This is a genomic window from Pseudomonas sp. IT-P74, assembly GCF_949768175.1.
Taxonomy (GTDB): domain Bacteria; phylum Pseudomonadota; class Gammaproteobacteria; order Pseudomonadales; family Pseudomonadaceae; genus Aquipseudomonas.
The window spans coordinates 17,196-40,904 of sequence record NZ_CATKQD010000003.1 but is presented as its reverse complement, the minus strand read 5'-3'; the positions used below and the strand labels follow the sequence as shown (position 1 = coordinate 40,904).

Below are 23,709 nucleotides of genomic sequence, written 5' to 3'. Positions count from 1 at the left end.
ACCCCGGGCCGGCTCGCCGGCCCTCCCAAATCCAAACCCGACCGCTCGGCCAACCACGCCGAGGGGCCTCATTCGACCTAAAGAAAGCAGGCAGGACCCGTAAATGACCTCTTCCATCATTCCCAGCGTCAAGCTTCTCATCAACGGCGAATTCGTCGAATCGCGCAGCACCCAGTGGCGCGACGTGGTCAACCCGGCCACCCAGGAAGTCCTGGCCCGCGTCCCCTTCGCCACCGCCGAAGAAATGAACGCCGCCGTTGCCAGCGCCAAACAAGCCTTCAAGACCTGGCGCAAGACTCCGATCGGTGCCCGCTCCCGGGTCTTTCTCAAGTACCAGCAACTGATCCGCGAGAACATCAAGGAACTGGCCGCCCTGCTGACCGCCGAGCAAGGCAAGACCCTGCCGGATGCCGAAGGTGACGTGTTCCGCGGCCTGGAAGTGGTCGAGCACGCCGCCAGCATCGGTAACCTTCAGATGGGCGAACTGGCCAATAACGTGGCCAACGGCGTCGACACCTACACCTTGCTGCAGCCGCTGGGCGTGTGCGCCGGCATTACCCCGTTCAACTTCCCGGCGATGATCCCGCTGTGGATGTTCCCGATGGCCATTGCCACCGGCAACACCTTCGTCCTCAAGCCGTCCGAGCAAGATCCGCTGGTGACCATGCGCCTGGTGGAACTGGCGCTGGAGGCCGGGGTACCCAAGGGCGTGCTCAACGTCATCCACGGCGGCGTCGACGCGGTGAACCTGATCTGCGATCACCCGGACATCAAGGCCGTGTCCTTTGTCGGCTCGACCAAGGTCGGTACCCACGTTTATAACCGCGCCACCCAGAACGGCAAGCGCGCGCAATGCATGATGGGCGCGAAGAACCACGCCATCGTCCTGCCCGATGCCAACCGGCAGCAGACCCTGAACAACCTGCTGGGCGCCTCCTTCGGCGCCGCCGGCCAGCGCTGCATGGCGCTGCCGGTGGTGATCCTCGTGGGTGAAGCGCAAACCTGGCTGCCGGACCTGATCGAACGGACCAAAACCCTCAAGATCAATGGCGGCACCGAGCCGGGCACCGACATCGGCCCGGTGATTTCCTGCGCCGCCCTGGAGCGCGTCAACGGCCTGATCGCCAGCGGCATCGAAGAAGGCGCAAAACTTGAACTGGATGGACGCAACCCGAGCGTGCCGGGCTACCAGGACGGCAACTTCGTCGGCCCGACCATTTTCTCCGGCGTCACCGCGCAAATGTCGGTGTACCGCGAAGAGATCTTCGGCCCGGTGCTGTGCGTGATGCACGCCGCCAACCTGGACGAAGCGATCGAGATCATCAACGCCAACCCGAACGGCAACGGCACCGCCCTGTTCACCCGCTCCGGTGCTGCCGCGCGTCACTTCCAGGAAGAGATCGACGTCGGTCAGGTGGGCATCAACGTGCCGATCCCGGTACCGGTCCCGCTGTTCTCCTTCTCCGGCTCGCGCGCCTCCAAGCTGGGCGACCTGGGTCCGTACGGCAAGCAAGTGGTGACCTTCTACACCCAGACCAAGACGATCACCCAGCGCTGGTTCGACGAGGATGACACCGGTGGCGCGGTGAACACCACCATCACCCTGAAATGACCCTTGCCGGCCGGCGCCCAGCGTCGGCCGACGACAAGCGCGCGCTGGATTTCCTGCGCCACTGCCCCCCCTATCGTAAAGGTAGCCAACATGCATATCGGATTTCTCGGCCTCGGCAACATGGGCGGCCCAATGGCCCGCAACCTGCTCAAGGCCGGTCACAGCCTGACTGTCTTCGATCCCTTCCCCCAGGCGGTCGCCGCTCTGGTGGAGGCCGGCGCCAGCGCCGCCGACTCGCCCGCCGCCGTGGCCAGGGCCAGGGTTGAGGTGATCATCACCATGCTGCCGACCGCCGAACACGTGAAGCAGGTCTATCGCGGCAAGGACGGCCTGCTGGCCAACATCGGCCCAGGCATATTGCTGATCGACAGTTCGACCATCGACCCGCTGAGCACCCGCGAGGTGGCCAAATATGCCCTTGCCCAAGGCAACCCGATGCTCGACGCGCCGGTATCCGGCGGCACCGGTGGTGCGGCGGCAGGCACCCTGACCTTTATGGTCGGCGGCCCGGACAGCGTATTCGACCAGGCCCTGCCGATCCTCTCGGCCATGGGCAAGAACATCGTCCACTGCGGCGCAGCAGGCAACGGCCAGGTGGCCAAGATCGCCAACAACATGCTGCTTGGCATCTCCATGGTCGGCGTCGCCGAAGCCATGGCCCTGGGTGTATCCCTCGGGATGGACGCCAAGGTGCTGGCCGGGATCATCAATACCTCAAGCGGTCGCTGCTGGAGCTCGGAGGTCAACAACCCGTTCCCGGGCGTACTGGAAAACGCGCCGGCCTCACGTGGCTACAGCGGCGGCTTTGGCAGCGACCTGATGCTCAAGGACCTGGGCCTGGCCACCGAAGCGGCCAGGCACGCGCGTCAACCGGTCGCCCTCGGTGCTGTCGCCCAGCAGCTGTACCAGACCTTCAGCTTGCAAGGTAACGGCGGCCTGGACTTCTCCGCCATCATCAACCTGTTCCGCGGGGAAGCCTGAACATGAGCGAGCAGCAAGCCCCGGTGCTGGCCAGCGTACGCAACCGCGTCGGCCACCTGACACTGAATCGGCCAAGCGCGTTGAACACCCTGGACCTGCCCATGGTGCGCCTGCTCTGCCGGCACCTGTGGGCGTGGGAGCAGGACCCGGAGATCGTCGCCGTGACCATTCGCGGAGCCGGTGAAAAGGCCTTCTGCGCCGGCGGCGACATTCGCATGCTGTACGACAGCTACAAGGCCGGCGACAACCAGCATGAGCTGTTCCTCGAGGAAGAGTACGCCCTGGACGAGTACCTGCATGGCTACACCAAGCCAGTGCTGGCGCTGCTCGATGGCTTCGTCCTGGGCGGTGGCATGGGCCTGGCCCAGGCCGCCTCGATGCGGGTGATCACCGAGCGCACGCGGATGGGCATGCCGGAAGTCGGCATCGGCTTTTTCCCCGATGTCGGTGGCAGCTATTTCCTGCCGCGCCTGCCGGGTGAGCTGGGAACCTATCTGGGTCTCACCGGCTGCCAGGTGCGCGCCGCCGATGCCCTCTACGCCAACCTTGCCGACTACTACCTGCCCAGCGAACGACTGGCCGAACTGGATGCCTGTCTCGACCACCTGAACTGGACCGCTGCGCCGGACGAAGACTTGCAGGACCTGCTCGCCGAAATGGCCACCGAGCGTCTTGCCGGGTCCGAGCTCAAGGCCTGTCGCCAGGCAATCGACGAATATTTCGCCTTGTCCGATGTCCCGGCCATTCGCGCCGCGCTGCAGCGCGAACAGCGCCCCGAATTGCAAGACTGGGCCGAGCAGACGGTGAAATTGCTCGACAGCCGCTCGCCGCTGGCGATGGCCGCGACGCTTGAGTTGTTGCGCCGTGGTCGTTACCTGAGCCTGGCCGAGTGCTTCGCCCTTGAGTTGCACCTGGACTACCAGTGGTTCGCCAAGGGCGACCTGATGGAGGGTGTGCGCGCCCTGATCATCGACAAGGACAAGTGCCCACGCTGGAACCCGCCAACCCTGGCAGAGCTGGTACCTGCCCGGGTGCAGGCCTTCTTCAACGACTTTGAACGCGCCTCTGGCAAGCCCGTACGCACCGCCTGATCGGCAGGAGACATTGCAATGCACGATATCGAATTGACCGAAGAACAACGCATGATCCGCGACATGGCGCGCGACTTCGCCCGCAGCGAGGTCGCGCCACATGCCCAGGCCTGGGAGAAGGCCGGCTGGATCGATGACGCCGTGGTCGCGCAGATGGGCGAGCTGGGGCTGCTGGGCATGATCGTGCCGGACACCTGGGGCGGCAGCTACACCGACTATGTGGCCTACGCCCTGGCCGTGGAAGAAATCTCGGCCGGCGACGGTGCCCTCGGCGCGCTGATGAGCATCCACAACTCGGTGGGCTGCGGCCCCCTGCTGAAATACGGTACCCCCGCGCAGCAGGACAGCTGGCTGCCGCTGCTGGTCAGTGGTCAAGCGATCGGCTGCTTCTGCCTGACCGAGCCACAGGCCGGCTCCGAGGCGCACAACCTGCGTACCCGTGCCGAACTGCGCGACGGCCAATGGGTACTCAATGGCGCCAAGCAGTTCGTCAGCAACGGCAAGCGCGCCAGGCTGGCCATTGTCTTCGCTGTCACCGATGCGCAACTGGGCAAAAAGGGGCTCTCTGCCTTCCTGGTACCGACTGACAATCCCGGGTTCGTGGTCGACCGCAGTGAACACAAGATGGGCATCAAAGCCTCCGATACCTGCGCGGTGACCCTGAACGACTGCACCATCCCCGAGGCCAACCTGCTGGGTGAACGTGGCAAGGGCCTGGCCATTGCCTTGTCGAACCTTGAAGGCGGTCGCATCGGCATCGCCGCCCAGGCCCTGGGAATCGCCCGCGCCGCCTTCGAGGCCGCCCTGGGCTATGCCCGCGAACGCGTCCAGTTCGGCAAGCCGATCATCGAGCACCAGAGCGTGTCCAACCTGCTCGCCGACATGCACACCCGGCTCAACGCCAGCCGCCTGCTGATCCTGCATGCGGCGCGCCTGAAAAGCGCCGGTCAAGCGTGCCTGTCCGAAGCCTCCCAGGCCAAGCTGTTCGCCTCGGAAATGGCCGAGCGCGTGTGCTCCAGCGCCCTGCAGATCCATGGCGGCTACGGTTACCTGGAAGATTACCCGGTGGAGCGCTACTACCGCGATGCGCGCATCACCCAGATCTACGAAGGCACCAGCGAGGTCCAGCGCCTGCTGATCGCCCGCGAACTGAGCCACTACGCGCTCTGACCCCTTCAGCCGGACGCGACTGCCGCGTCCGGCCTTCACCTGCCTTCCCAAACGCGGAGTTTGCCCATGTTCGGCTTGCGCAATATTTCCATTAGCTGCCGTCTGTGGCTGATTTTGCTGACATCCATCCTGATGCTGCTGATTCTCGCCGGCCTGATGCTCAAGCAGAGCCATGACGACCTTTATACGGCCAAGGCGCTGAAAACCCGCCACGTGGTCGAGACCGCCAGCGGCATCCTGCGCCACTTCCAAAGCCTGGAAGGCCAGGGTCTGAGTCGTGAGCAGGCGCAGCAGCAGGCCATCGCGGTCATGCGCGACTTGCGCTACGACCGTGAGGATTACTTCTGGCTCGAAGACCTCGACACGCGAATGGTCATGCACCCCAATGCCAAACTCGAGGGCAAGCGCATGTCCGGCACACTCGATCCGGACGGCAAGGCGCTGTTCGATGAAATGGTTACCACGGCCAACCGCGATGGCGCAGGCCTGGTGCACTACCGCTGGCCCAAGCCAGGTTCCGACGCGCCGGTGGAAAAAGTTTCCTACGTTGAATTGTTCAAGCCCTGGGGCTGGATTGTCGGCTCGGGCATCTACATCGACGACGTGCAAGTCGAGTTCCGTCGCCAGTTGATTCAAGCCTTCGTCATATTGCTGACGATCACCCTGCTGCTCAGTGCGCTGATCCTGCTGATTGCCCGCAGCATCGCCTCGCCACTGGCGCGGGTGGTCGATGCCATGGAGAACATCGCCAGCGGCGAAGCCGACCTGACCCGCCATCTGGATAACCGTTGGCGCGATGAACTGACAGACCTGAGCGGCCATTTCAACGTGTTCACCAACAAGTTGCGTGGCGTGATCGGCCAGTCCATACAGTCCGCCGACAGCCTCGACCAGGCTTCGAAGTCCCTCAGCGAAATCGCCGCCGACAGCCATAACCACAGCCAGCAGCAATCGCAGCAGATGGAACTGGTGGCCGCCGCCATCCACGAGGTCTCCTACGCCGTGCAAGAAGTGGCCAGGAACGCCGAGCACGCTGCCAACGAAGTTCGCCAGGCCGAAGAACAGGCACGTCGGGGCCAGCACAACATCGACAGCAGCCTGCTCCAGATCGACCAGTTGTCCGATACCATCGGCCAGGCCGTCGAGGTGATCCAGAGTCTGGCCCGGGAAAGCACCCAGATCGGCAGCGTGCTGGAAGTGATCCGCGCCATCGCCGAGCAGACCAACCTGCTCGCGCTGAACGCCGCCATCGAGGCGGCGCGCGCAGGCGAGCAGGGTCGCGGCTTCGCTGTGGTAGCAGACGAAGTGCGCTTGCTGGCCCAGCGCACCCAGCAGTCGACCGCGCAAATCCAGGACATGATCGAGCGCTTGCACGGCAACTCGGAAGCCGCGGTGAATGTCATCGATGCCAGCAGCCTGGCCGCTCGACAAACCGTGGAACAAGCCCACCAAACAGCTGAAAGCCTGCGCCAGGTACTCGGCGCGCTGCGCAATGTCACTGAACTGAACGCCTCGATCGCCAGCGCCACCCTGGAGCAGTCGCACGTGGTCGAAGACATCAACCAGAACGTGACCCGCGCCGCCTCTCTGGCCAACGAAAGTGCCCGGGCCGCGGACCGGTCCAACGAGGCGAGCCAGGAACTGGGCCAGCTTGCGGGACAGCTCAATCGGCTATTGGGACAGTTTCGCGTATGAGGTGGATGAGCAACATGCAGCCCTCCAAAACCCTTTTTGCGGTGTCTGTCGACGAAGAGCGCAACACGCGCTACCTGGAAACGCGGCACAAGGCGGTCGAGCTGTTCGCCCGGCATGGTTTCAGCCGGGTCAGCATGCGTGACCTGGCCACATGTCTGGGGATCACCGCCGGCTCCCTCTACAACCACATCGAAAACAAGGAGGCACTGCTGTTTGAGCTGATCGAGGCGCTCTACGAAGCATTGCTCGATTGCGCCCGCCTGGTAATCCGGCGCAAATCCGCCCCCACTGTACGACTGCACGCCCTGCTTGAGGCGCACCTGCGGCTCCACGAGCGTATGGCCGCGCATTTCCGCCTGGCTGAGTACGACCTTCATTGTTTGAGCGGCGAACAGCAAGCCACGATTCTGACCCTGCGCCGACGCTACGAAGAGCATCTGCTGGAGGCCATGGAGCAACTCACCGGTCAACCGGCTGGCGCCACTCTGCGCGCGACCATGAGCGGTATCGTTTCCCTGCTCAATCAGCTACCGGCCTGGGTCGGGGAGCCCCGGGCCGGCATTGGAGCACGCCGCAAGCTGCTGCATGAGATGGTGATGGGTACTCTGCTGGGTGCATTGCGGGCAACTCAGGGCGACGGCAGATAGGCCATCTGGCGTGACTCGCCCATCAGCAGCGGACGATTGAGTTGCGCGCAGGTGCGCAGGTAGTCGGCCACCAGGGTAATCCTCTTGAGGTTGCGCAGGTCCTCACAGTAGTACATCCAGAACTGGCGGGTGACCTCCACCTGATCCGGCAGCACCTCGCACAAGCGCGGGTCGGGACCGGCGAGGAAGCAAGGCAGGATCGCCAGCGCGCGCCCTTCCAGTGCCGCATGGTACTGGGCGACCACGCTGGTGCTGCGCAGGCGGCTGCGCGCGCCGAGCATCAGGTCGTTCAGGTAGAGCAGCTTGAAGCTGAAGGCCAGATCATCGACGTAGGTCACGAACGGGTGACCGGCCAGGTCCTCGCGACAGCCGATCGGCGGATGACTGGCCAGGTACTCCGGTGTCGCATACACACGCAGGCGGTAATCGCACAACCGCGAGCACACGTACGGACCGCGCTCGGGCCGTTCCAGGGTGATGGCGATGTCTGCCTCGCGCCGTGACAGGTTGACGAAGTGCGGGACCGGCAAAATGTCCGCCGAGATATGCGGGTAGTGCTCGAGGAAATGGCTCATCTGTGCGGCGATGAAACAGGAGCCGAAGGCTTCGGTACAGCCGATGCGCAGGTGCCCGGCGAGCCCCCCGGTGGTGCCGAAAACCTGCTCGCAGGCTACCAGCAGCGTACTTTCCAGGGTTTCGGCGTGGCAGACCAGGCGCTGCCCCTCCACGGTCAGGACGAAGCCTGCGGTTCGCGATTTCTCGAACAACATGGCACCCAGGCTCTGCTCCAGGGCGCGGATGCGTCGCGCTACCGTGGTGTAGTCCACCCCCAGGCGGCGGGCTGCCCCGCTGGCGGTGCGGGCACGGGCGACCTCGAGGAAGAAACGCATGTCGTCCCAGTTCAAGTGACCTTGCGTTGTACTTGCTAGCATATTCATCAGGCTTTCCTGCCGTACTTTGAGAGGGCCAGTGAATAAAAAGCGCGGGCCAGGGCGTGGGAAGGCGCCGCGCAACGCTCAATCGTCAGAACTGTTCGTCAGCAAGGCCGTACAGGGGCGCACTGCCGGCACGGATGCTGGCTTCCAGACTCAGCGTCCGCGGCAGCAGGCGGGCGAAGTAGAAGTCGGCGGTGGCCAGTTTGGCAGCGTAGAACGGCGGGTCCCGGTCGAGTCTGGAGCGGGCCACGGCGGCCATGCGCGACCACATGTAGGCGTAGGCGACATAGCCGAACAGGTGCAGGTACTCCACGGAGGCTGCGCCGACTTCGTTGGCGTCGGCTTTGGCCCGCTCCAGCAACCAGTTGCTGAGACTCTCCAGGCGCTCCAGGGACTGCAGCAGTTCGCGGCCATAGGCGCTTTCGTGGTGCAGGGCGAAATGGCGGACTTCCCGAGCGAACAGGCGCAATGCGACGCCATCGTTGGCCAGCACTTTACGTGCGAGCAGGTCCAATGCCTGGATGCCATTGGTGCCTTCGTAGATCTGTGCAATGCGCACATCACGGACCAATTGTTCCTGGCCCCATTCGCGGATGTAGCCATGGCCGCCGAACACCTGCTGGCCGTTGATGCAGCTTTCCAGGCCGGTGTCGGTAAAAAACGCCTTGGTCACTGGCGTCAGCAGCGCAACCAGGATCTGTGCGTTATCGCGCTCGCTGGCATCGTCGGAAAACTTCGACAGATCCAGTTGTTGCCCGACATAGCTGGCGAACGCGCGACCGCCTTCGGTCATGGCTTTCATGCCCAGCAGCATACGTCGCACATCCGGGTGAGCGATGATCGGGTCGGCCGGTTTGTCCGGGGCCAAGGCACCGGTGGGAGCCCGACCTTGAATGCGCTCGCGGGCATAGGCGACGGCGCTCTGGTAGGACGCCTCGGCGCAGCCAATGCCCTGAATGCCAATCGACAGGCGTTCGTAATTCATCATGGTGAACATCGCCGCCAGGCCTTTGTTCTCTTCACCGACCAGCCAGCCACTGGCGCCGTCGAAGTTCATCACGCAGGTGGCCGAGGCCTTGATGCCCATCTTGTGTTCGATCGATCCGCAACTCACGGCGTTGACCGCGCCAAGGGAGCCGTCGGCATTGACCAACACTTTAGGCACGATAAACAGCGAAATGCCTTTCGGACCAGCAGGCGCGTTCGGCAGTTTGGCCAGTACCAGATGCACGATGTTCTCGGTCAGGTCCTGATCGCCCCCGGTGATGAAAATCTTGCTGCCGGTGATCTTGTAGCTGCCGTCAGTCTCAGGTTCGGCGCGGGTGCGGATCAGCCCCAGGTCGGTACCGGCATGGGCCTCGGTCAGGCACATGGAGCCGGCCCAGCGGCCTTCATACATCGGTGGCAGATAGAGGTTCTTCAGGGCTTCGCTGGCGTGGGCGTCCAGCGCCAGGCAGGCCCCGGAACTCAATGCGCTATACAGTGCAAAACTTGAGTTGGCGCCGTAGAGCATCTCTTCGAACTGCACGGCCAGCATTTTCGGCATGCCCATGCCACCGAACCCGGGGTTGCCGGACAGTCCCACCCAACCGCCTTCGATGTAGGTCGCGTAAGCCTGTTTGAAACCGACGGGGGTGGTAACCCGGCCGTCATGCCACTGCGCGCCCTCCTCGTCGCCGCTGCGATTGAGGGGCGCAATCAGGTGCGAGGTGACTTTTGCCGCCTCCTCGAGAATGGCGTCCGCCGTATCGGTGTCGATGCTGTCGGCCAAGGCCGGCAGGCGCGCCCACATGGCCGGGGCATCGAACACTTCGTGCAGCACGAAGCGCATGTCGCGCAGCGGGGCTTTGAATTCAGGCATAACGGAAACCTCGTTGGAACGGTTTTGTCATGGGCAGGGCACAGCCGAATTCGGCCTGCACGAACCCGCGGCAGCAGGTCAAACACCTGCTGCTCGATAGATGCAATGTCAGATCGGGTTAGAGCGCCTTGGCCCGGTCGCGCAAGACATACTTCTGGACCTTGCCGGTAGAAGTCTTTGGCAAGAGGGTAAAGATCACTGTGCGCGGTACTTTGAATCCGGCCAGGTGCTCACGGCAGAAACTGATGATGTCAGCCTCGCGAACGTTCTGGTGATCAGCCTTCAAGGTCACGAACGCACAGGGTGTTTCGCCCCATTTTTCATCGGGACGGGCAACCACGGCTGCTTCCATCACACCCGGGTGGCGATAGAGCACGCCTTCGAGTTCGATGGTGGAAATGTTCTCGCCGCCGGAGATGATGATGTCCTTGAGCCGGTCCTTGATCTCGACGTAACCGTCTGGATGCCAGACGGCCAGGTCACCCGTGTGGAACCAGCCGCCCTCGAACGCTTCGGCAGTGGCGGTCGGGTTCTTCAGGTAGCCCTTCATGACGGTGTTGCCGCGCAGGAAGATCTCACCGATCGTCTGGCCGTCACGCGGGGTTGGCTCCAGCGTTGTGCTATCGCCGACCATCACGCCTTCCAGAGTCGGGTAGCGCACGCCCTGTCGCGACTTGATCTGCGCCCTCTCCTCCAGGGAAAACTCATCCCATTCGGCGTGCCAGGCGCAGACCGTCACCGGGCCATAGGTTTCGGTCAGGCCAAACACATGAGTGACCTTGATGCCCATCTCTTCCACGGCACCGATGACTTTGGCCGGTGGCGCAGCACCCGCGACCAGGGCATTGACCGGGTGATCGATGGCCGCTTTCGCTGATTCGGGCATGTTCACCAGTGCATTGAGCACGATCGGCGCACCGCACAGGTGAGTGACCTGATGCTCGCGGATCAGCGTGAGGATTTTCTGTGGATCGACCCGGCGCAGGAAAACGTGCACGCCCGCCAGGGCGGTGATGGTCCATGGGTAGCACCAGCCATTGCAATGGAACATCGGCAGGGTCCAGAGGTACACCGGATGGTTGCCTATGGCCCAGGTCATCTGGTTGCCCAATGCGCTCAGGTAAGCACCGCGATGGTGGTAGACCACGCCCTTGGGGTTGCCGGTGGTGCCCGACGTGTAATTCAGCGAAATGGCCTGCCACTCGTCGACCGGCCATTGCCAGTCGAATGCCGGGTCGCCTTCGGCCAGCAGCGCTTCGTAGTCCAGGTCGCTCGCGGCCTGACCTTCACCGTATTCCGGGTCATTCACGTCGATCACCAGAGGCGGGTGATCGAGCATGCCAAGCGCCGCCTGGATCACCTCATGGAACTCGCGGTCGGTAATCAACACCTTGGCTTCGCCATGCTGCAGCATGAAGGCGATCGCCTCGGCATCGAGGCGCACGTTGAGCGGGTTGAGCACGGCGCCGATCATCGGCACACCGAAATGCACTTCAAGCATCTCGGGAATGTTGGGCAGCATCACTGCCACCGTGTCGTCCTTGCCGATACCGCGACCGGCCAGCGCCGAGGCCAGGCGTCGGCAACGGGTGTAGGTCTGCGCCCAGGTGCGGCGAATCGAACCGTGGATGACGGCGAGGTGATCGGGATATGTACTGGCTGTGCGCTCGATGAAACTCAGCGGCGACAAGGCAATGTGGTTGACAGCCGAAGGGCCTAGGCCTTGGTCATAGATAGACATGTGCGGGTACTCGATGGCTGATTGTTAGCTCTATGGTTGACCTCGTCGAGGTCACCTTCAAAGTCCGGATTGCTTTATATAACATCCAGCCATGAATATGGAAGTACAACCTACATCGTATAGTATATATACTATATATGGTCCTTTTGACTCCAAATCACCGCCGCCAGCCCTCCAAGGCTGGTATATGCTTGGTTTCCCTGAGAAAGTGGACCCGCAATGACCCTGACGCCCGTTCGATTGCACAGTTGGTTGCGCCTGCAGCGCGAGGGTGTGTCTCTGGCTGCCCGGGCCGATGCATTGTGTCGGGCGCTGCAGGAATGCCCTGAGGTACAGAGGGCGGTTTACCTGAGCTGGCAACCCAATGCGCGGATCTACAGCCATGAGGGCGCCGCCCAGCATTTACCGCCGGGACTTGGCGACCCGGCGCTGGCCAGCGACCAGTTGCTCTTCGAACATCTGGTCGAGGCAGGCCGCCTGGGCCTGGCTCAAGTCCGTCAACTCGATTGCTGGTTGTCCGGCCGCTTGCGCCGGGCCGCGATCAGCCATGGCCAGGTATTTGATCTGGCCTTGCAGCCGGGGCAGCCGGGGTTGTTGCTGGTGCAGGTGTGCGAGGGCGTGAGTCTCGATTGGCTGGGCTGGGTGCAGGATTTGCTGACGACGCTGCTGAGCAGCATCAACGGCATGTTGCGTGGTTCGCCGCTGCTGGGCCACGATCCACAACCGAGCCTGTTGCTCGATGCACAAGGTCGACCGCTGGAGTTCAACGCGGCACTGATGGCACTGCTCGCCGAGAAGTCGCTGACCGATGTGTTGGGTTTTTTACCGGTCAATCATCGGGTGCTGGTGCGTGCCTGCCTGGACCAGCAACGCGCCATCGAAGGCGTCGAGGCGCAGTTTGAAGCGCAGATCCTGATCTGGACGTTCATCCCCGACCCCCAGGACAACCGAGTGCTCGCCCGTTGCCGCGACGCCACGGCTCAAGTGCTGGCGGAGCGTGAAGCGGCCACCGCACGACGGCTGTACCGGCTGATCATCGAAAACACCACCGACCTGATTTCCCGCCACACGCCGGATGGGCGCGTTATCGATGCGTCACCGGCATCCTGGACCTTGCTCGGTTACTGGCCCGAAGAGTTGCGCGGGCAAATGGCCCAGGGTCTGTTTCATGGCCAGGATCTGGCCGGCCTGGTGCAGCGCGCGCGTGATGCGCTGGAGCAGGATGGCTATCACACCATGACCTATCGCATCCGCCATCGCGACGGCCATTACCTGTGGTTCGAAACCGCCAGCCGGGCAATCCGGGAAACCTACACCGGGGCGGTGGTCGAAATCGTCAGCGTATCCCGGGACATCACCGCCCGGGTGCAGGCCGAGGAAAACAAGCGACGCCTGGCCGAAGTGGTCGAGGCCAACATCGACCCGGTGTTGTTCATCGCCCCCGAGGGCCAGGTCACTTACCTCAATCCGGCCGCGCGACGGATCCTCGGGATTGATGAGCAACAACCCATGCCGGCCCTGGCCGAGTTGTTCGCCAGCGGCGACCTTGCGCGCCTGCAGCGCGATGGCTGGCGCAGCGCCGAGCGCGACGGTGTCTGGAGCACCGATGCGCGGTTGCAACCACCGAGTGGCGGCACATCGGTGCCGGTGTCGCTGGTACTGTTGGCGCACCGTTCCGCCGGCGGCGAACGTTATTACTCATTGGTCGCGCGCGACATGACCGAGCGCGAGTTGCGGGAAGTGCAACAGCGCCGTCATCAGGACGAACTGGCACACACCGCGCGGTTGGTCACGCTCGGTGAACTGGCCTCGGGGATCGCCCACGAAATCAACCAGCCGCTGGCTGCCGTGGTCAATTATGCGAATGCAAGCCAGCGCTATCTACAAACGCTGGATTCCAATCCCCAGGCCGCTGCCAGAGTGACCCAGGGCCTGGAACGCATTACCCATCACGCGACCCACGCCTCCGAAGTAATCCGACGTTTACGCGCCTTTTTGCGCAAGGGACAGCGTCGCATGCAGGCGCTGAACCTGACCGACGTCGCCCGCGAAGCCGTGCGCTTGTGTGCCTGGGAGGCGAGTAATTGCCAAGTGACAATCGAGGATCGACTGCCGGATAATCCGCCACCCGTTTATGCCGACCGCGTGTTGCTGGAACAGGTGCTGCTCAACTTGTTGCGCAATGCCATCGACGCCAACCGTGAGCAACATCCCGGGCAACCCTCTGTGATCGTGATGGCCGTGGAGCATGGCAGTGGCGCCTGCGTGGAAATCAGTGTGCGAGACCAGGGGCCGGGCGTCAGCGAGCCGGAACTGGAGCAGATATTCACCCCGTTCTACACCAGCAAGGCCGATGGCCTGGGGCTCGGTCTGTCCATGAGCCGCAGCATCATCGAAGGTTTCGGTGGCGAACTGAATGCCCGACGCCAGCCTGTCGGGCTGCTCATGTGTTGCCGCTTGCCGCTGGCCGGCCCAACAAAACAACAATAGGAATCAGGTAATGGCAGGTGTGACGGAGCACGTTGTGTACGTGGTCGATGATGACCAGGGCATGCTCGAATCGACGGTCTGGTTACTGGAGTCGGTCGGGATCAAGGCCTTGCCGTTTACCAGTGGCGTCGCGTTCCTCGAAGCCTGCGATGCAAGCCTCGATGCCTGTGTGCTGCTGGACGTTCGCATGCCCGGTATGGGCGGGTTGAACGTGCAGGAAGAAATGCGTGTGCGCCAACTGAACCTGCCGATCATCTTCGTCAGCGGGCATGCGGATGTGCCGATCGTGGTGCGCGCGTTCAAGGCCGGCGCCCATGACTTTATCGAGAAGCCCTACAACGAACAACTGTTGCTGGACAGCGTGCAACAGGCGCTCAGCAACTGTGCCGCCAACCGTTCGGGCAACCAGGGCCACGAAGCCTTGCAGGCGCGCTTGCTGACCTTGACCCCGCGCGAGCGCGATATCCTGTTGCCACTGGTGCAGGGTTACACCACCCGCGAAATCGCGGAGCAACTGGGCGTGAGTGCAAAAACCGTTGATCTGTACCGTGCGCGCGTTATGAAACGCATGCAGGCCAACACGCTGCCGGACCTGGTGGGCATGGCCATCGCCGCGCGGATGGTCGATCCGCTGAAGTTGCGTTGATCCCTCAGGACAGGTTTTCAAGCAACTCCAGCGCCTGACCGAAATCGAAGCGCTCCGCTTGCCAGACATGGACCATCCCGAGGCAACACTTCCTCTGCCGCCCCAGCGCAAGAAAGCCTGGCTGCGGTTCTCCAGGGCTGCCCGGCGTCGAGCGGCGCAGCCATCGCCCTCATATTGTTGGTCAATAGTCTGTTTGAGGTATTACCCGGCGCGGACCTTGATTGACTATGACGCCAGGGATTTTCGGTCATCCGGATGGACCAGACAGCACGACCGCTGCCCCATCCATCAACCGCAACGAGGAGCTTGATAGCTATGGAAAAAGTCATCTATCTGCTGTGGCGTGATACTCAAGTCAGTCCTGATACCTTCGCCCATCGCCTGCGCAGTGAGGTTGCCGGGCAATTGCAGGCACTCGGTGCCCATGGTGTGCAATTGAACCTGTGCGATGCCGATGTGCAGCCAGCCGCCGGTCTGCGTCAGGAGAACAACCGGCCATTGCCCGATGGCAGCCTGTCGCTGTGGCTGGACAGTGCCAACGGGCCGGCTCGTCGCCCGTTCGACCAGTTGATCAGCACGGCAACGGCGCGCATGGCCGCCTACCTGGTCTGCGAATCGGTCGCCATCGCCAATACCCGCTTCCCTTCAACCCCCGGTGAGCGTACCCACGGGTTTGCCCAACTGGCCCTGCTGACCCGCCCTCCACGCCTGACCCCGGAGGCCTGGCTGGACATCTGGCGCAACCATCACACGGCGGTGGCCGTGGACACGCAAGCCAACTTCCAGTACGTGCAAAACCTGGTGGTGTCGGCACTGACCCACGGCGCCCCACGGATCGATGCCATCGTCGAAGAATGTTTTCCGCCAGCGGCCATGACCGACCCCATGGCCTTTTTCGATGCGGCGGGCGACGAAGCGAAATTCCAGCGCAACCTGGCCGCGATGATGGACAGTTGCAGCCGCTTCATCGATTTCGACAAGATCGACGTGCTGCCCACCAGTCAGTACCGCCTGTAGGGCTGGGAAATCGTCAAGCGTGAAACGTGTCAGGGCCCGGCATCCGGGCCCTGATGCTCAGGTCTTCCCCAGGGCGCCATCGAAAGCGGGCGTCAGCCCCGACAACTCCAGCTTGCGCACAAAGTCGCCAAGGCGCTGCTGCTTGTAGGCGTCCACGTCCATGTCTCGGTAATCGTAGAAACCCTGGCCATCGCGCAAGCCATTGCGACCGTTTTGCATGTTGTCGGCGATCACTTGCGGCGACTCGAAACGCGGTGACAGTGCTCCACTCAGGTACCGCGAGGCGTAGTACAAAATGTCGCCGCCGCCCCAGTCGATGAACTCAAGCAGGCCCAGCACCGAGAAGCGCAAACCAAAGCCGACGCGCACCGCCGTGTCGATATCTTCTGCGCTGGCCACGCCCTCTTCCACCATCCGTGCCGCTTCGTTCATCACCAGTGCCTGAATGCGCGGCACGATGTAGCCGGCCACCGGATTGCACACCACGGGCACCTTGCCGATGCGCTTGAGCAGTTGCAGCAGCCGCTCGACCACCTGCGGGCAGGTGGCTTCGCTGCGGCTGACTTCCACCAGCGGCATCAGGTACGCGGGATTGAGCCAGTGCGCGTTCACGAAGCGCGCAGGCGTACTGACCATTTCGCTCAACTCGGTGACCAGGAAAGTCGAGGTGGTGGACGCGATGATGGCCGACGCCGGGACATGCTCGCTGACCCAGGCGAAGGTCTCCTGCTTGACCGCGATGACTTCCGGCACCGCTTCGAACACCAGGTCGCACTGAGTCAGTGTTGCTGCGGCCTGGGATTTCGATTGCAGCGTCAACCGGGCTATCGCGATGTCCGCCTGATCCCCCTCGAGCACACCAAGGCGTACCAGCATCTGCAGTTCGCTGCGGATGTTGTTGCACACATGCTCGAAGTAACCGTGCCGCTCATCCTCGGCGCGATCCTTGATGTCGATGAGGGTCACCGGCAGACCGGCATGGATGAACGCCAGGGCAATGCCCTCGCCCATCCGGCCGGCACCGACCACGCTGACTTGGGGCAGCGCGGCGTTCATCAGTTGTAGCCCTTGGTCAGAAGCTCGGTCATCTGCGCCCGACTCAGCGTGGCCAGATCGAGGTTTTCCAGGGTGCGACCTTCGGCGTAGAGATCCCGTGCAGCGACGACCGAGGCAATGCTCAGCAGGCCCTGCGCAACCGGGGTCGGCACACCGGCCCAGCGGCCGACGGACACCAGGAAGGACAGGCCCAGGCGGGTGTCTTCGAGCATGTAGCGGTGTTTCTGCAGGTCGATCTCTTCGCGCCAGTCACCGCTGTCGGTCAGCTTGCCATGGGCACCGCGACCGTACATCCACTCGTCGCCTTCGGTGGTGTTGTAGTGGTCGGCCAGGGGGAAGTGCGGAGCACCGTAGGTCAGTGCTTCGCGCACGGCCATGCGCTCGGCATCGAGCTGGTTGGTCACGCGACGAATCGACGGCTGGGTGCCTTCGTTGTGGATGTCCCAGGCCTCGAAATGCTCCAGTGGACCTGCGTTCATCATGATCAGCGGCGGATGGATGATGGGGCCTGCGTTCATCAGCGCACCGCTCAGGGCGTCTTCAATCGGCTCGACGCTCGGGTAGGCTTCGCGCAGTACCGCGAAAGCATGCTCGGACAGGTTGCTGGGGAATACACCGGTCGGCAGGCGGGTGGCGTAGCCGCTGATCACCAGGTCGCTGGCGCCATGCTTGCGCACCAGGTACGGCAACGTACCGGTTTCAGCGAAGGCGACCTTGCTCCGGTTGCCCGCATCGGCCATGGCCTTGGCGAACACGAAGCTGCCGAAGGTGCCCGGCGGCAGGAACACCACCTGACCGTCGTGCAGGTGCGGCGCAACATGTTTGGCCAGGTCTTCGTGGGAGGTCGACGGCAGCGGGATGATCACCAGTTGCGCATCGCCCAGGGCTTCGGCCAGGTCGTCAGTGAACGAGAGCTTGTCGCCCTGCTGGCCGACGGACAGTTTGCGAGTGCCCTTGTAGTCCTTGATGGTCAGGCTGCCGATGGCCAGCAGCTCCTTGAGTGCGGCGCAGTCTCGACGCCACAGACGGGTCTGGTGCCCCTTTTCAGCCATTTCGACAGCAGCGGCGTAACAGCCGTGACCACCACCCAGCACGGTAATATTCATGCAGATACTCCTTTTGTTAGAGACTCGATCCTATCGAGCCGCACCGCCCCGGACTCATCCGATTGCGCAGCCGAATGACGGATTGCGCAGGAGTCTCAATGCTTGCGCCGTCGCAGGGTGTCCGACGGCAGGCAGCCATAGCGTTGCCGATAGGCGCTGGAGAAATGCCCGAAACTGTTGATGCCGTGACGCAACAGGATATCGGTGACGGTTTCGTAGGCATTGCCCTGTTTGAGCGATTCGTGGATCACCGCCAGGCGACGGTCACGGATGTACTCGACCGGCGCCTGCTGAAGGAACTGGTTGAAGCCGTTTTGCAAGGTGCGCACCGAGACGCCACACAGTTCGCTCAGGGTCGTCAGGCTGATCGGTTCGTCGAGGTGTTCCTCAATGTAGTCACGGGCCTTTTTCACGTGGTGTGGCAGCGGCGCGCGCGAGTCGATCAACAGATCCGCCGAGTAGTTGTGGGGCAGCTGTGTGAGCAGCAGTTGCATCAGGTATTCGGACAGGCCGCTGGCGAGGCGCGAACCGTCCACGCCGCTGCCGTACAGCCGGCAGATGTAGTCCAGGGTGTGATAGAGGCTGACGACGCCGGCGCCCAGGTGGTCGACGCTGATATCAAAGATCACCGATTGGCGCAGACTGCGGTCTAGCAGACGTTGCAGTTGCGTCTCCAGGGCATCACGGTCGACGCGCAGAATCAGGTTGCGGCACTCGCCATCGGTGACGATGCGGCTTTGCGCGAACGGCGAGGAAACGCTCAGGTAGCCCGACTGCATCGCCGCGCTGCGCCGCCCGTGGGCCACTTCGCAATGCCCCTGCAAAGTGATGCGAAACAGGTACTGATCGGCAATGTCGCCGATGGTGATCTCCACTGGCGCGCCATAGCGCAGGTCGAGCAGCGCCGAATCGCCGAAGAATACGCCGTTGAGCCGGGTATGGATCGGCTCGTCACGCAGCACGTTGAAGCTGTGCGGGCACAGGTATTGGCTGACCTTGTCCTTGATCTCGCGGTAATCGGCCGAGCTGAGCAAGCTGTGCCGTTCCAGCAGGTGTACGTCATTCAACATCAAGGGTTCTCCTGACCTGGAGCGCCTCGACCCCGCGCCCTTCAAAGGGAGCGAGGCCGAGGCGCCGATCGTGGACTATGACCAATCAAGCCCGGGTCGGATACTCCCGGGCATAGCTTTCGCGAAAACGACGGCAACCACGCCAGAGCAGCAACACGGTCAGTGCCGACGCACCGGCGATTACCAGCGACATCGACGAACCCACCGCCGCGGGCGACCCGAAGTAGCGGTCGGTCAACAGCGCCACCAGCGTGGTGCCCAGGCCCAGGCCCAGCAGATTGCTGATCAGCAGGAACACCGCCGAGACCTGTGCGCGCACCTGATTCGGCGCGAGGATCTGCATCGCCGCCGTGGACGCCGGCATCGGGAACGAAGCGAAGAACATCGCCGGCACCAACAGGGTCACCGACAGCCACAGTTGATCGGCTTGCGGGAACAGCACGGCCGGTACCGCCATGCCCAGGGCACCGATGACGCCGGTGCGCATGGCGGCGTCCTGATGACCTTTCTTCGCCAGATAGTCGGTGAGCCATCCACCGAACAGCACGCCTGCGGTATTGGCCACCAACAGCACGGTGCCGAGCATGTAGCCGGCCTCCATCGGCGACAGGCCGAACTTGCGGATGTACAGCGCCGGGCTCCAGCTCATCATGCAGAACAGGGCCATGGCGTAGAACGAAAAGCCCAGGTAATGGCAGGTGAAGGTGGCACGGTGGCGGCCGAGGAAGCGCAAGCCATCGCTCATCGCGACCTTCTTGGCCCGCCCCTGCGCATCGACCTGCAGGCCTTTGCGCGCCGGATCGCGCACGGTGAGCCAGATCAACAGGCCGACCACGATACCGGGCAGGCCGACAATGAAGAACGCCAGTTGCCAGGCCTTCATCGCACCGAGGAAGGCGACCTCTATGGTGTTCATGTCCTTGAGCATCGCGATCACATAGCCGCCCACCAGGAAGGCCAGGCCCCCACCGACGAACGAGCCGATCGAATAAATACCCACTGCGCGACCGAGTTTTTCCTTGGGGAACATGTCGCTGAACATCGAGTAGGCCGAGGGCGACAGGGCCGCTTCACCGACGCCGACGCCAATGCGGGCGAGGAACATGTGCAGGAAGTTCTTGCTCATGCCACAGGCAGCCGTCGCCAGGCTCCAGAACACCACGCCGACGGCAATGATCTTCGGCCGGGAGAAACGGTCGGCCAGATAAGCGATGGGCATGCCCATGAACGCATAGAACAACGAAAAGGCAAGCCCGTGCAGCAAGCTGAACTGGGTGTCGCTGATCTGCAGGTCGGCTTTGATCGGCTCGATCATCAGCGCCAGGATCTGCCGATCCACAAATGAAAAGATGTAGGCGATCATGCACAGGCCGACCACGTACCACTCGTAAATGTAGGTTTTCTTCTTCTGCTGTTGCAGGACCGCGTTATCGACCTGGATATTCACTAGTGTTTGCTCCTCTTGGAATCCGCTCATGGGCGCAGCGCGCCGGGTAACGGTGCACAGCACACCGATTGGGAAGTTGCGGGGCAGATGCAAAGGACAAAGGGTTCGAACATGGTCAGGCCTCTTATTGTTATGGGGTCAATCCCTGGATGGACGGGCTTACCAGAATTTCCAGGTGTAGGTCGTGGCGACACGGAATTCGTTGTAGTCGTAGCCGTACTTCTGTTTCACGTCGATGTTGCGCAGGTCCAGCCCCAGGCCTTGCAGCGCCCCGCTCTGGACCACGTAGCTGAGCCCCAGGAAGCGTTCGCTTTCCTGGTTGTCGCTCAGGTTGTTGCCACGGTCCCAGTGGGTACCCTTGATATAGCGGGTGTAGAGCTTCAGCCCCGGCATGCCCATCCCGGCAAAGTCATAGCTGTAGCGCGCTCCCCAGGACTTTTCATCCGGGCGAACAAACCCCAGGGACGACCAGTGCACCAGGTAAGGTTGCGGGATAAAACCGTTCATCGTCGGGAACACGCTGTCACCGAGCATGCGCTGGTAACTGAGGCCAAACATGTGGGCGCCTTTGAGCAAGGTGAACAAGCCACCGTAAGAACGGTTGTCGATCTCACCGTTCAAGGCATTGCCATCTTCATTGTTATTGAAGTAGCGCAAGTCGGTCTTGAGTTTGTAGCCATGACCCAAGTCAGCCATATGCATCAGGCCGAAATAGTGCTGCTGATAAATATCGTGCAACACGCCGTAGAAATAACTGGCTTGCAGGTTCCTGGTAATGTCGTAAGTTGCGCCGCCGAAGTCCAGGCCATCACTGTCGAGATTATCGGTGGAGCCAAACTTGTACAGTTTCTCGTGGTTGGAAGATTCCCGTGTCACGGCAGACCAGAACCGGCCACCGGTCATCGTCAATCCATCGACTTCCCTGGACTCGACCACCGCCCCTTGATAGATCGTATCCAGTTGCCGGCTGGTGTCATCGTACGCCACCGGCAATTGTGGGCGAAGGTCACCGACCTTTAACTCGGTCTTGCTGTAGCGCATCTTGAAGGTTGCACCGGCGCGACTGTAGTCATCGGCCGTCTGCTGGTCACGGACGCTGTAGGGCAGCGAACCGTCGTTGCCCGATGAATCCAGGCGTACGGCGTACTGCGCATCCACATCAAGGCCGATCGCCAGGGCCGTGTCGGTGTAACCGGACGTAAACTGCGCATCGAAACCTTGAGACCAACTATGCACTTCAGAAACCGGCGCATTGTTATTGGTGTAGTTACGGTGCAAGTAGAAGTTGCGCGTATCCACTTTCAAGTGACTGTCATCAACGACATCGGCATAGGCTGCCAATGGCGAACAGATAATTCCCAACACGCCGGCAATACCGAGCCCACGGCAAGATTGTTTTACCTGATACATCTAACTTCTCCACACTTGTATGTGCTGGGCACTGTATTTATAGGAGCAGATTCGAACTAAAAACTAAAAATGCCGGCAGCCGAACACCGAGCCTTCTTGCGCATGAAGGCGGATTGCATCAGGGATATAAAGAACGGTGGGTTCGAGCATTGACAGGCCTATTGTTGTTATGGGGTAAAACGCCAGGCGGGCTCGATGGAACAGTCCGCCACGACGACACGCCTCTTGCCTACCCAAGGTAAGCCAGCAGGCGCCGCGCCGATATCGAGATGAACAGCATCCGTTGGGGGGAAAACTTCAACCCGGCTAAAGGTTTCCCTTAGTCGACTCAAAAGCGCGGGGCACACAGTGGGAGATGGCAAGCCTGAATTGCATAAGCCTTCCTTTAGCGAGGTCTTGTTGTTGGATGAGCCCTAAGCTAGCGATTGCACTGCCCGCCAACCTCCCCGATTGCGCAGGCGATTCTCCAATTGCGCAGCCTGATGCAGACCGCCTGGGTACTGCGGCCTGCGAGCGACTTTGATCGCTCCCCTCCCCTCAAGCGTCCCAATATGCGAAGAAGCTGTCCTGCAATGCCCATGACATCGCGACTTCGACACCTATTATTGGACCGGCATCCCTGCCCCACTGGCAGGGACCCGCTACCTATACCGGATGTGCACAAGCACGGATTGGAGACAACAATGACAACAGTCGCCGCAACCCAAGACGCTCCTTCACCTCTTCCCACCTCGGCACCCGCCATTATCCGGTCGTCAGTGCGCCAGCATTCGATCAAGGTGCAGATTTGCTCCCCCGCCATCGGTGCCGAGCTCAGCAACGTCAACCTGGCCGACGCCGCCCAGGATCCTGAACTGATCGCAGAAATCAGGGCGCTGTGGCTGAAGCACAAAGTGCTGTTCTTCCGCGACCAGGACATCACCCCCCTGGAGCAACAGCACTTCGCCGCGCAATTCGGCGAACTGGAAGCCCACCCCCTGGCACCGAGCCATCCGGAGGCGGACAAGCTGCTGATGCTGTATCGCAATCTCGATCCGGGTAAACCCAAGAGCTATGTCGAAAAGGCCAGCCGCGAAAACCTCTGGCATGCCGATGTCACCTACAAGCCGGCGCCGCCCCGCGGAGCGGTATTGCGCTGCGAGATGGGGCCGGAGGCCGGCGGCGATACCCTGTTTTCCAACATGGTGATGGCTTACGAAAACCTGCCGCAGGCCATCAAGCAACGAATCGACGGGCTGTATGCAAAGCATGGCGCCGAGCAGACTTTCGGCGCCCAGTTGCCACGCGAAGATCGTCATGCAATGGCTGCGAAGAACCCCGCCGCTGAACACCCGGTGGTGCTTACCCATCCGGAGACCGGCGAAAAGGTCTTGTTCGTCAACTCCGCGTTCACGACCCACTTCTCGAATTTCTTCAACTTCGAGGATATCCGCTACGGCCAGGACTTCATGCCAGAGGCTCATCACCTGATGAACTACCTGATGTCTCAGGCCGCCATTCCGGAGTACCAGGTTCGCCTGAAGTGGCGAACCAACACGATTGCGATGTGGGACAACCTGCAAGTCCAGCACTACGCGGTGGCTGACTACGGCAATGCACCCAGAAAGATGCTGCGCGCGACCCTCGCGGGTACCCCGCTCAACTGATCCGGACAGTCTCCCCAGAGCAACCGGGGCACCCGACCAGCAGAAATCGTCGGACGGTCCTGACTGCCGACAAATATTCGATCTGAAC

The 23,709-nt window shown here is 62.2% G+C and carries 18 protein-coding genes; 10 read left to right on the top strand and 8 right to left on the bottom strand.

Translation table 11 applies throughout. The annotated features are described in order from the left end of the window. Nucleotides 1–103: 103 nt before the first annotated feature. From ACM6J5_RS02850 to ACM6J5_RS02825, 6 genes are all read left to right on the top strand, one after another. Complete coding sequence (locus tag ACM6J5_RS02850) at nt 104–1,612, top strand: CoA-acylating methylmalonate-semialdehyde dehydrogenase (RefSeq protein ID WP_150673355.1); 1,509 nt, start codon at nt 104–106, stop codon at nt 1,610–1,612. Between the two features lie 90 nt (nt 1,613–1,702). Then, nucleotides 1,703–2,593 carry a 3-hydroxyisobutyrate dehydrogenase gene (gene mmsB / locus ACM6J5_RS02845; protein ID WP_150673354.1) on the top strand — a complete coding sequence of 297 codons (891 nt, stop codon included), beginning with the start codon at nt 1,703–1,705 and terminating at the stop codon, nt 2,591–2,593. A gap of 2 nt (nt 2,594–2,595) precedes the next feature. Next, nucleotides 2,596–3,684: an enoyl-CoA hydratase/isomerase family protein gene (locus ACM6J5_RS02840; RefSeq protein WP_414927768.1), complete on the top strand. Its 1,089-nt coding sequence runs from the start codon at nt 2,596–2,598 to the stop codon at nt 3,682–3,684. 18 nt (nt 3,685–3,702) lie between these two features. Next, the gene (locus tag ACM6J5_RS02835; protein ID WP_414927767.1) at nt 3,703–4,854 is read left to right on the top strand and encodes an acyl-CoA dehydrogenase family protein; all 1,152 of its coding nucleotides are present in this window, start codon (nt 3,703–3,705) and stop codon (nt 4,852–4,854) included. Between the two features lie 66 nt (nt 4,855–4,920). Beyond that, nucleotides 4,921–6,549 (top strand): methyl-accepting chemotaxis protein, encoded by a 1,629-nt coding sequence (locus ACM6J5_RS02830; protein ID WP_150673351.1) that lies wholly within the window; start codon nt 4,921–4,923, stop codon nt 6,547–6,549. Further along, complete coding sequence (locus ACM6J5_RS02825; protein WP_414927766.1) at nt 6,546–7,196, top strand: TetR/AcrR family transcriptional regulator; 651 nt, start codon at nt 6,546–6,548, stop codon at nt 7,194–7,196. Before ACM6J5_RS02830 ends, ACM6J5_RS02825 begins: the two co-directional genes overlap by 4 nt. Here ACM6J5_RS02825 and ACM6J5_RS02820 read toward each other — a convergent pair. The 3 genes from ACM6J5_RS02820 to ACM6J5_RS02810 all read right to left on the bottom strand — a co-directional run bounded on the left by ACM6J5_RS02820 (nt 7,178) and on the right by ACM6J5_RS02810 (nt 11,733). Beyond that, on the bottom strand, nt 7,178–8,134 hold the full coding sequence (locus ACM6J5_RS02820) for a LysR family transcriptional regulator (RefSeq protein WP_150673349.1): 957 nt from the start codon (nt 8,132–8,134) through the stop codon (nt 7,178–7,180). The genes ACM6J5_RS02825 and ACM6J5_RS02820 overlap by 19 nt on opposite strands. An 85-nt stretch (nt 8,135–8,219) precedes the next feature. Beyond that, entirely contained in the window at nt 8,220–9,992 is a 1,773-nt protein-coding gene (locus ACM6J5_RS02815) for an acyl-CoA dehydrogenase C-terminal domain-containing protein (protein WP_150673348.1), read from the bottom strand. Nucleotides 9,993–10,110: 118 nt separating this feature from the next. Next, complete coding sequence (locus tag ACM6J5_RS02810; protein ID WP_150673347.1) at nt 10,111–11,733, bottom strand: acyl-CoA synthetase; 1,623 nt, start codon at nt 11,731–11,733, stop codon at nt 10,111–10,113. A gap of 219 nt (nt 11,734–11,952) precedes the next feature. Here ACM6J5_RS02810 and ACM6J5_RS02805 point away from each other — a divergent pair, with 219 nt between their 5' ends. From ACM6J5_RS02805 to ACM6J5_RS02795, 3 genes are all read left to right on the top strand, one after another. Then, on the top strand, nt 11,953–14,223 hold the full coding sequence (locus tag ACM6J5_RS02805; RefSeq protein WP_150673346.1) for a PAS domain S-box protein: 2,271 nt from the start codon (nt 11,953–11,955) through the stop codon (nt 14,221–14,223). A 10-nt stretch (nt 14,224–14,233) separates the two neighbouring features. Then, nucleotides 14,234–14,869 carry a response regulator transcription factor gene (locus ACM6J5_RS02800; RefSeq protein WP_150673345.1) on the top strand — a complete coding sequence of 212 codons (636 nt, stop codon included), beginning with the start codon at nt 14,234–14,236 and terminating at the stop codon, nt 14,867–14,869. Between the two features lie 315 nt (nt 14,870–15,184). Beyond that, the gene (locus ACM6J5_RS02795) at nt 15,185–15,886 is read left to right on the top strand and encodes an EthD domain-containing protein (RefSeq protein ID WP_095941821.1); all 702 of its coding nucleotides are present in this window, start codon (nt 15,185–15,187) and stop codon (nt 15,884–15,886) included. A 57-nt stretch (nt 15,887–15,943) separates the two neighbouring features. Here the strand turns inward: ACM6J5_RS02795 and ACM6J5_RS02790 are convergent, their stop codons facing one another. From ACM6J5_RS02790 to ACM6J5_RS02770, 5 genes are all read right to left on the bottom strand, one after another. Beyond that, nucleotides 15,944–16,942 (bottom strand): 3-hydroxybutyryl-CoA dehydrogenase, encoded by a 999-nt coding sequence (locus tag ACM6J5_RS02790; protein WP_414927765.1) that lies wholly within the window; start codon nt 16,940–16,942, stop codon nt 15,944–15,946. Beyond that, a complete protein-coding gene (locus tag ACM6J5_RS02785; RefSeq protein WP_414927764.1) occupies nt 16,942–18,048 on the bottom strand; it encodes an NAD/NADP octopine/nopaline dehydrogenase family protein in 1,107 nt (368 codons plus the stop codon). Before ACM6J5_RS02785 ends, ACM6J5_RS02790 begins: the two co-directional genes overlap by 1 nt. A 95-nt stretch (nt 18,049–18,143) precedes the next feature. Next, nucleotides 18,144–19,118: an AraC family transcriptional regulator gene (locus ACM6J5_RS02780; protein WP_414927763.1), complete on the bottom strand. Its 975-nt coding sequence runs from the start codon at nt 19,116–19,118 to the stop codon at nt 18,144–18,146. An 85-nt stretch (nt 19,119–19,203) separates the two neighbouring features. Then, on the bottom strand, nt 19,204–20,565 hold the full coding sequence (locus tag ACM6J5_RS02775) for a spinster family MFS transporter (RefSeq protein WP_414927762.1): 1,362 nt from the start codon (nt 20,563–20,565) through the stop codon (nt 19,204–19,206). 159 nt (nt 20,566–20,724) lie between these two features. After that, a complete protein-coding gene (locus ACM6J5_RS02770; protein WP_150673341.1) occupies nt 20,725–21,975 on the bottom strand; it encodes an OprD family outer membrane porin in 1,251 nt (416 codons plus the stop codon). 773 nt (nt 21,976–22,748) lie between these two features. Here ACM6J5_RS02770 and ACM6J5_RS02765 point away from each other — a divergent pair. Further along, on the top strand, nt 22,749–23,621 hold the full coding sequence (locus tag ACM6J5_RS02765; RefSeq protein WP_218194539.1) for a TauD/TfdA dioxygenase family protein: 873 nt from the start codon (nt 22,749–22,751) through the stop codon (nt 23,619–23,621). The last annotated feature ends 88 nt before the right edge of the window (nt 23,622–23,709 follow it).

Excerpts from the sequence above, each read along its gene's own strand:
- ACM6J5_RS02850 (WP_150673355.1), top strand. The coding sequence starts at position 104 with ATGACCTCTTCCATCATTCCCAGCGTCAAGCTTCTCATCAACGGCGAA.
- mmsB (WP_150673354.1), top strand. The coding sequence starts at position 1,703 with ATGCATATCGGATTTCTCGGCCTCGGCAACATGGGCGGCCCAATGGCC.
- ACM6J5_RS02840 (WP_414927768.1), top strand. The coding sequence starts at position 2,596 with ATGAGCGAGCAGCAAGCCCCGGTGCTGGCCAGCGTACGCAACCGCGTC.
- ACM6J5_RS02835 (WP_414927767.1), top strand. The coding sequence starts at position 3,703 with ATGCACGATATCGAATTGACCGAAGAACAACGCATGATCCGCGACATG.
- ACM6J5_RS02830 (WP_150673351.1), top strand. The coding sequence starts at position 4,921 with ATGTTCGGCTTGCGCAATATTTCCATTAGCTGCCGTCTGTGGCTGATT.
- ACM6J5_RS02825 (WP_414927766.1), top strand. The coding sequence starts at position 6,546 with ATGAGGTGGATGAGCAACATGCAGCCCTCCAAAACCCTTTTTGCGGTG.
- ACM6J5_RS02820 (WP_150673349.1), bottom strand. The coding sequence starts at position 8,134 with ATGAATATGCTAGCAAGTACAACGCAAGGTCACTTGAACTGGGACGAC.
- ACM6J5_RS02815 (WP_150673348.1), bottom strand. The coding sequence starts at position 9,992 with ATGCCTGAATTCAAAGCCCCGCTGCGCGACATGCGCTTCGTGCTGCAC.
- ACM6J5_RS02810 (WP_150673347.1), bottom strand. The coding sequence starts at position 11,733 with ATGTCTATCTATGACCAAGGCCTAGGCCCTTCGGCTGTCAACCACATT.
- ACM6J5_RS02805 (WP_150673346.1), top strand. The coding sequence starts at position 11,953 with ATGACCCTGACGCCCGTTCGATTGCACAGTTGGTTGCGCCTGCAGCGC.
- ACM6J5_RS02800 (WP_150673345.1), top strand. The coding sequence starts at position 14,234 with ATGGCAGGTGTGACGGAGCACGTTGTGTACGTGGTCGATGATGACCAG.
- ACM6J5_RS02795 (WP_095941821.1), top strand. The coding sequence starts at position 15,185 with ATGGAAAAAGTCATCTATCTGCTGTGGCGTGATACTCAAGTCAGTCCT.
- ACM6J5_RS02790 (WP_414927765.1), bottom strand. The coding sequence starts at position 16,942 with ATGAACGCCGCGCTGCCCCAAGTCAGCGTGGTCGGTGCCGGCCGGATG.
- ACM6J5_RS02785 (WP_414927764.1), bottom strand. The coding sequence starts at position 18,048 with ATGAATATTACCGTGCTGGGTGGTGGTCACGGCTGTTACGCCGCTGCT.
- ACM6J5_RS02780 (WP_414927763.1), bottom strand. The coding sequence starts at position 19,118 with ATGTTGAATGACGTACACCTGCTGGAACGGCACAGCTTGCTCAGCTCG.
- ACM6J5_RS02770 (WP_150673341.1), bottom strand. The coding sequence starts at position 21,975 with ATGTATCAGGTAAAACAATCTTGCCGTGGGCTCGGTATTGCCGGCGTG.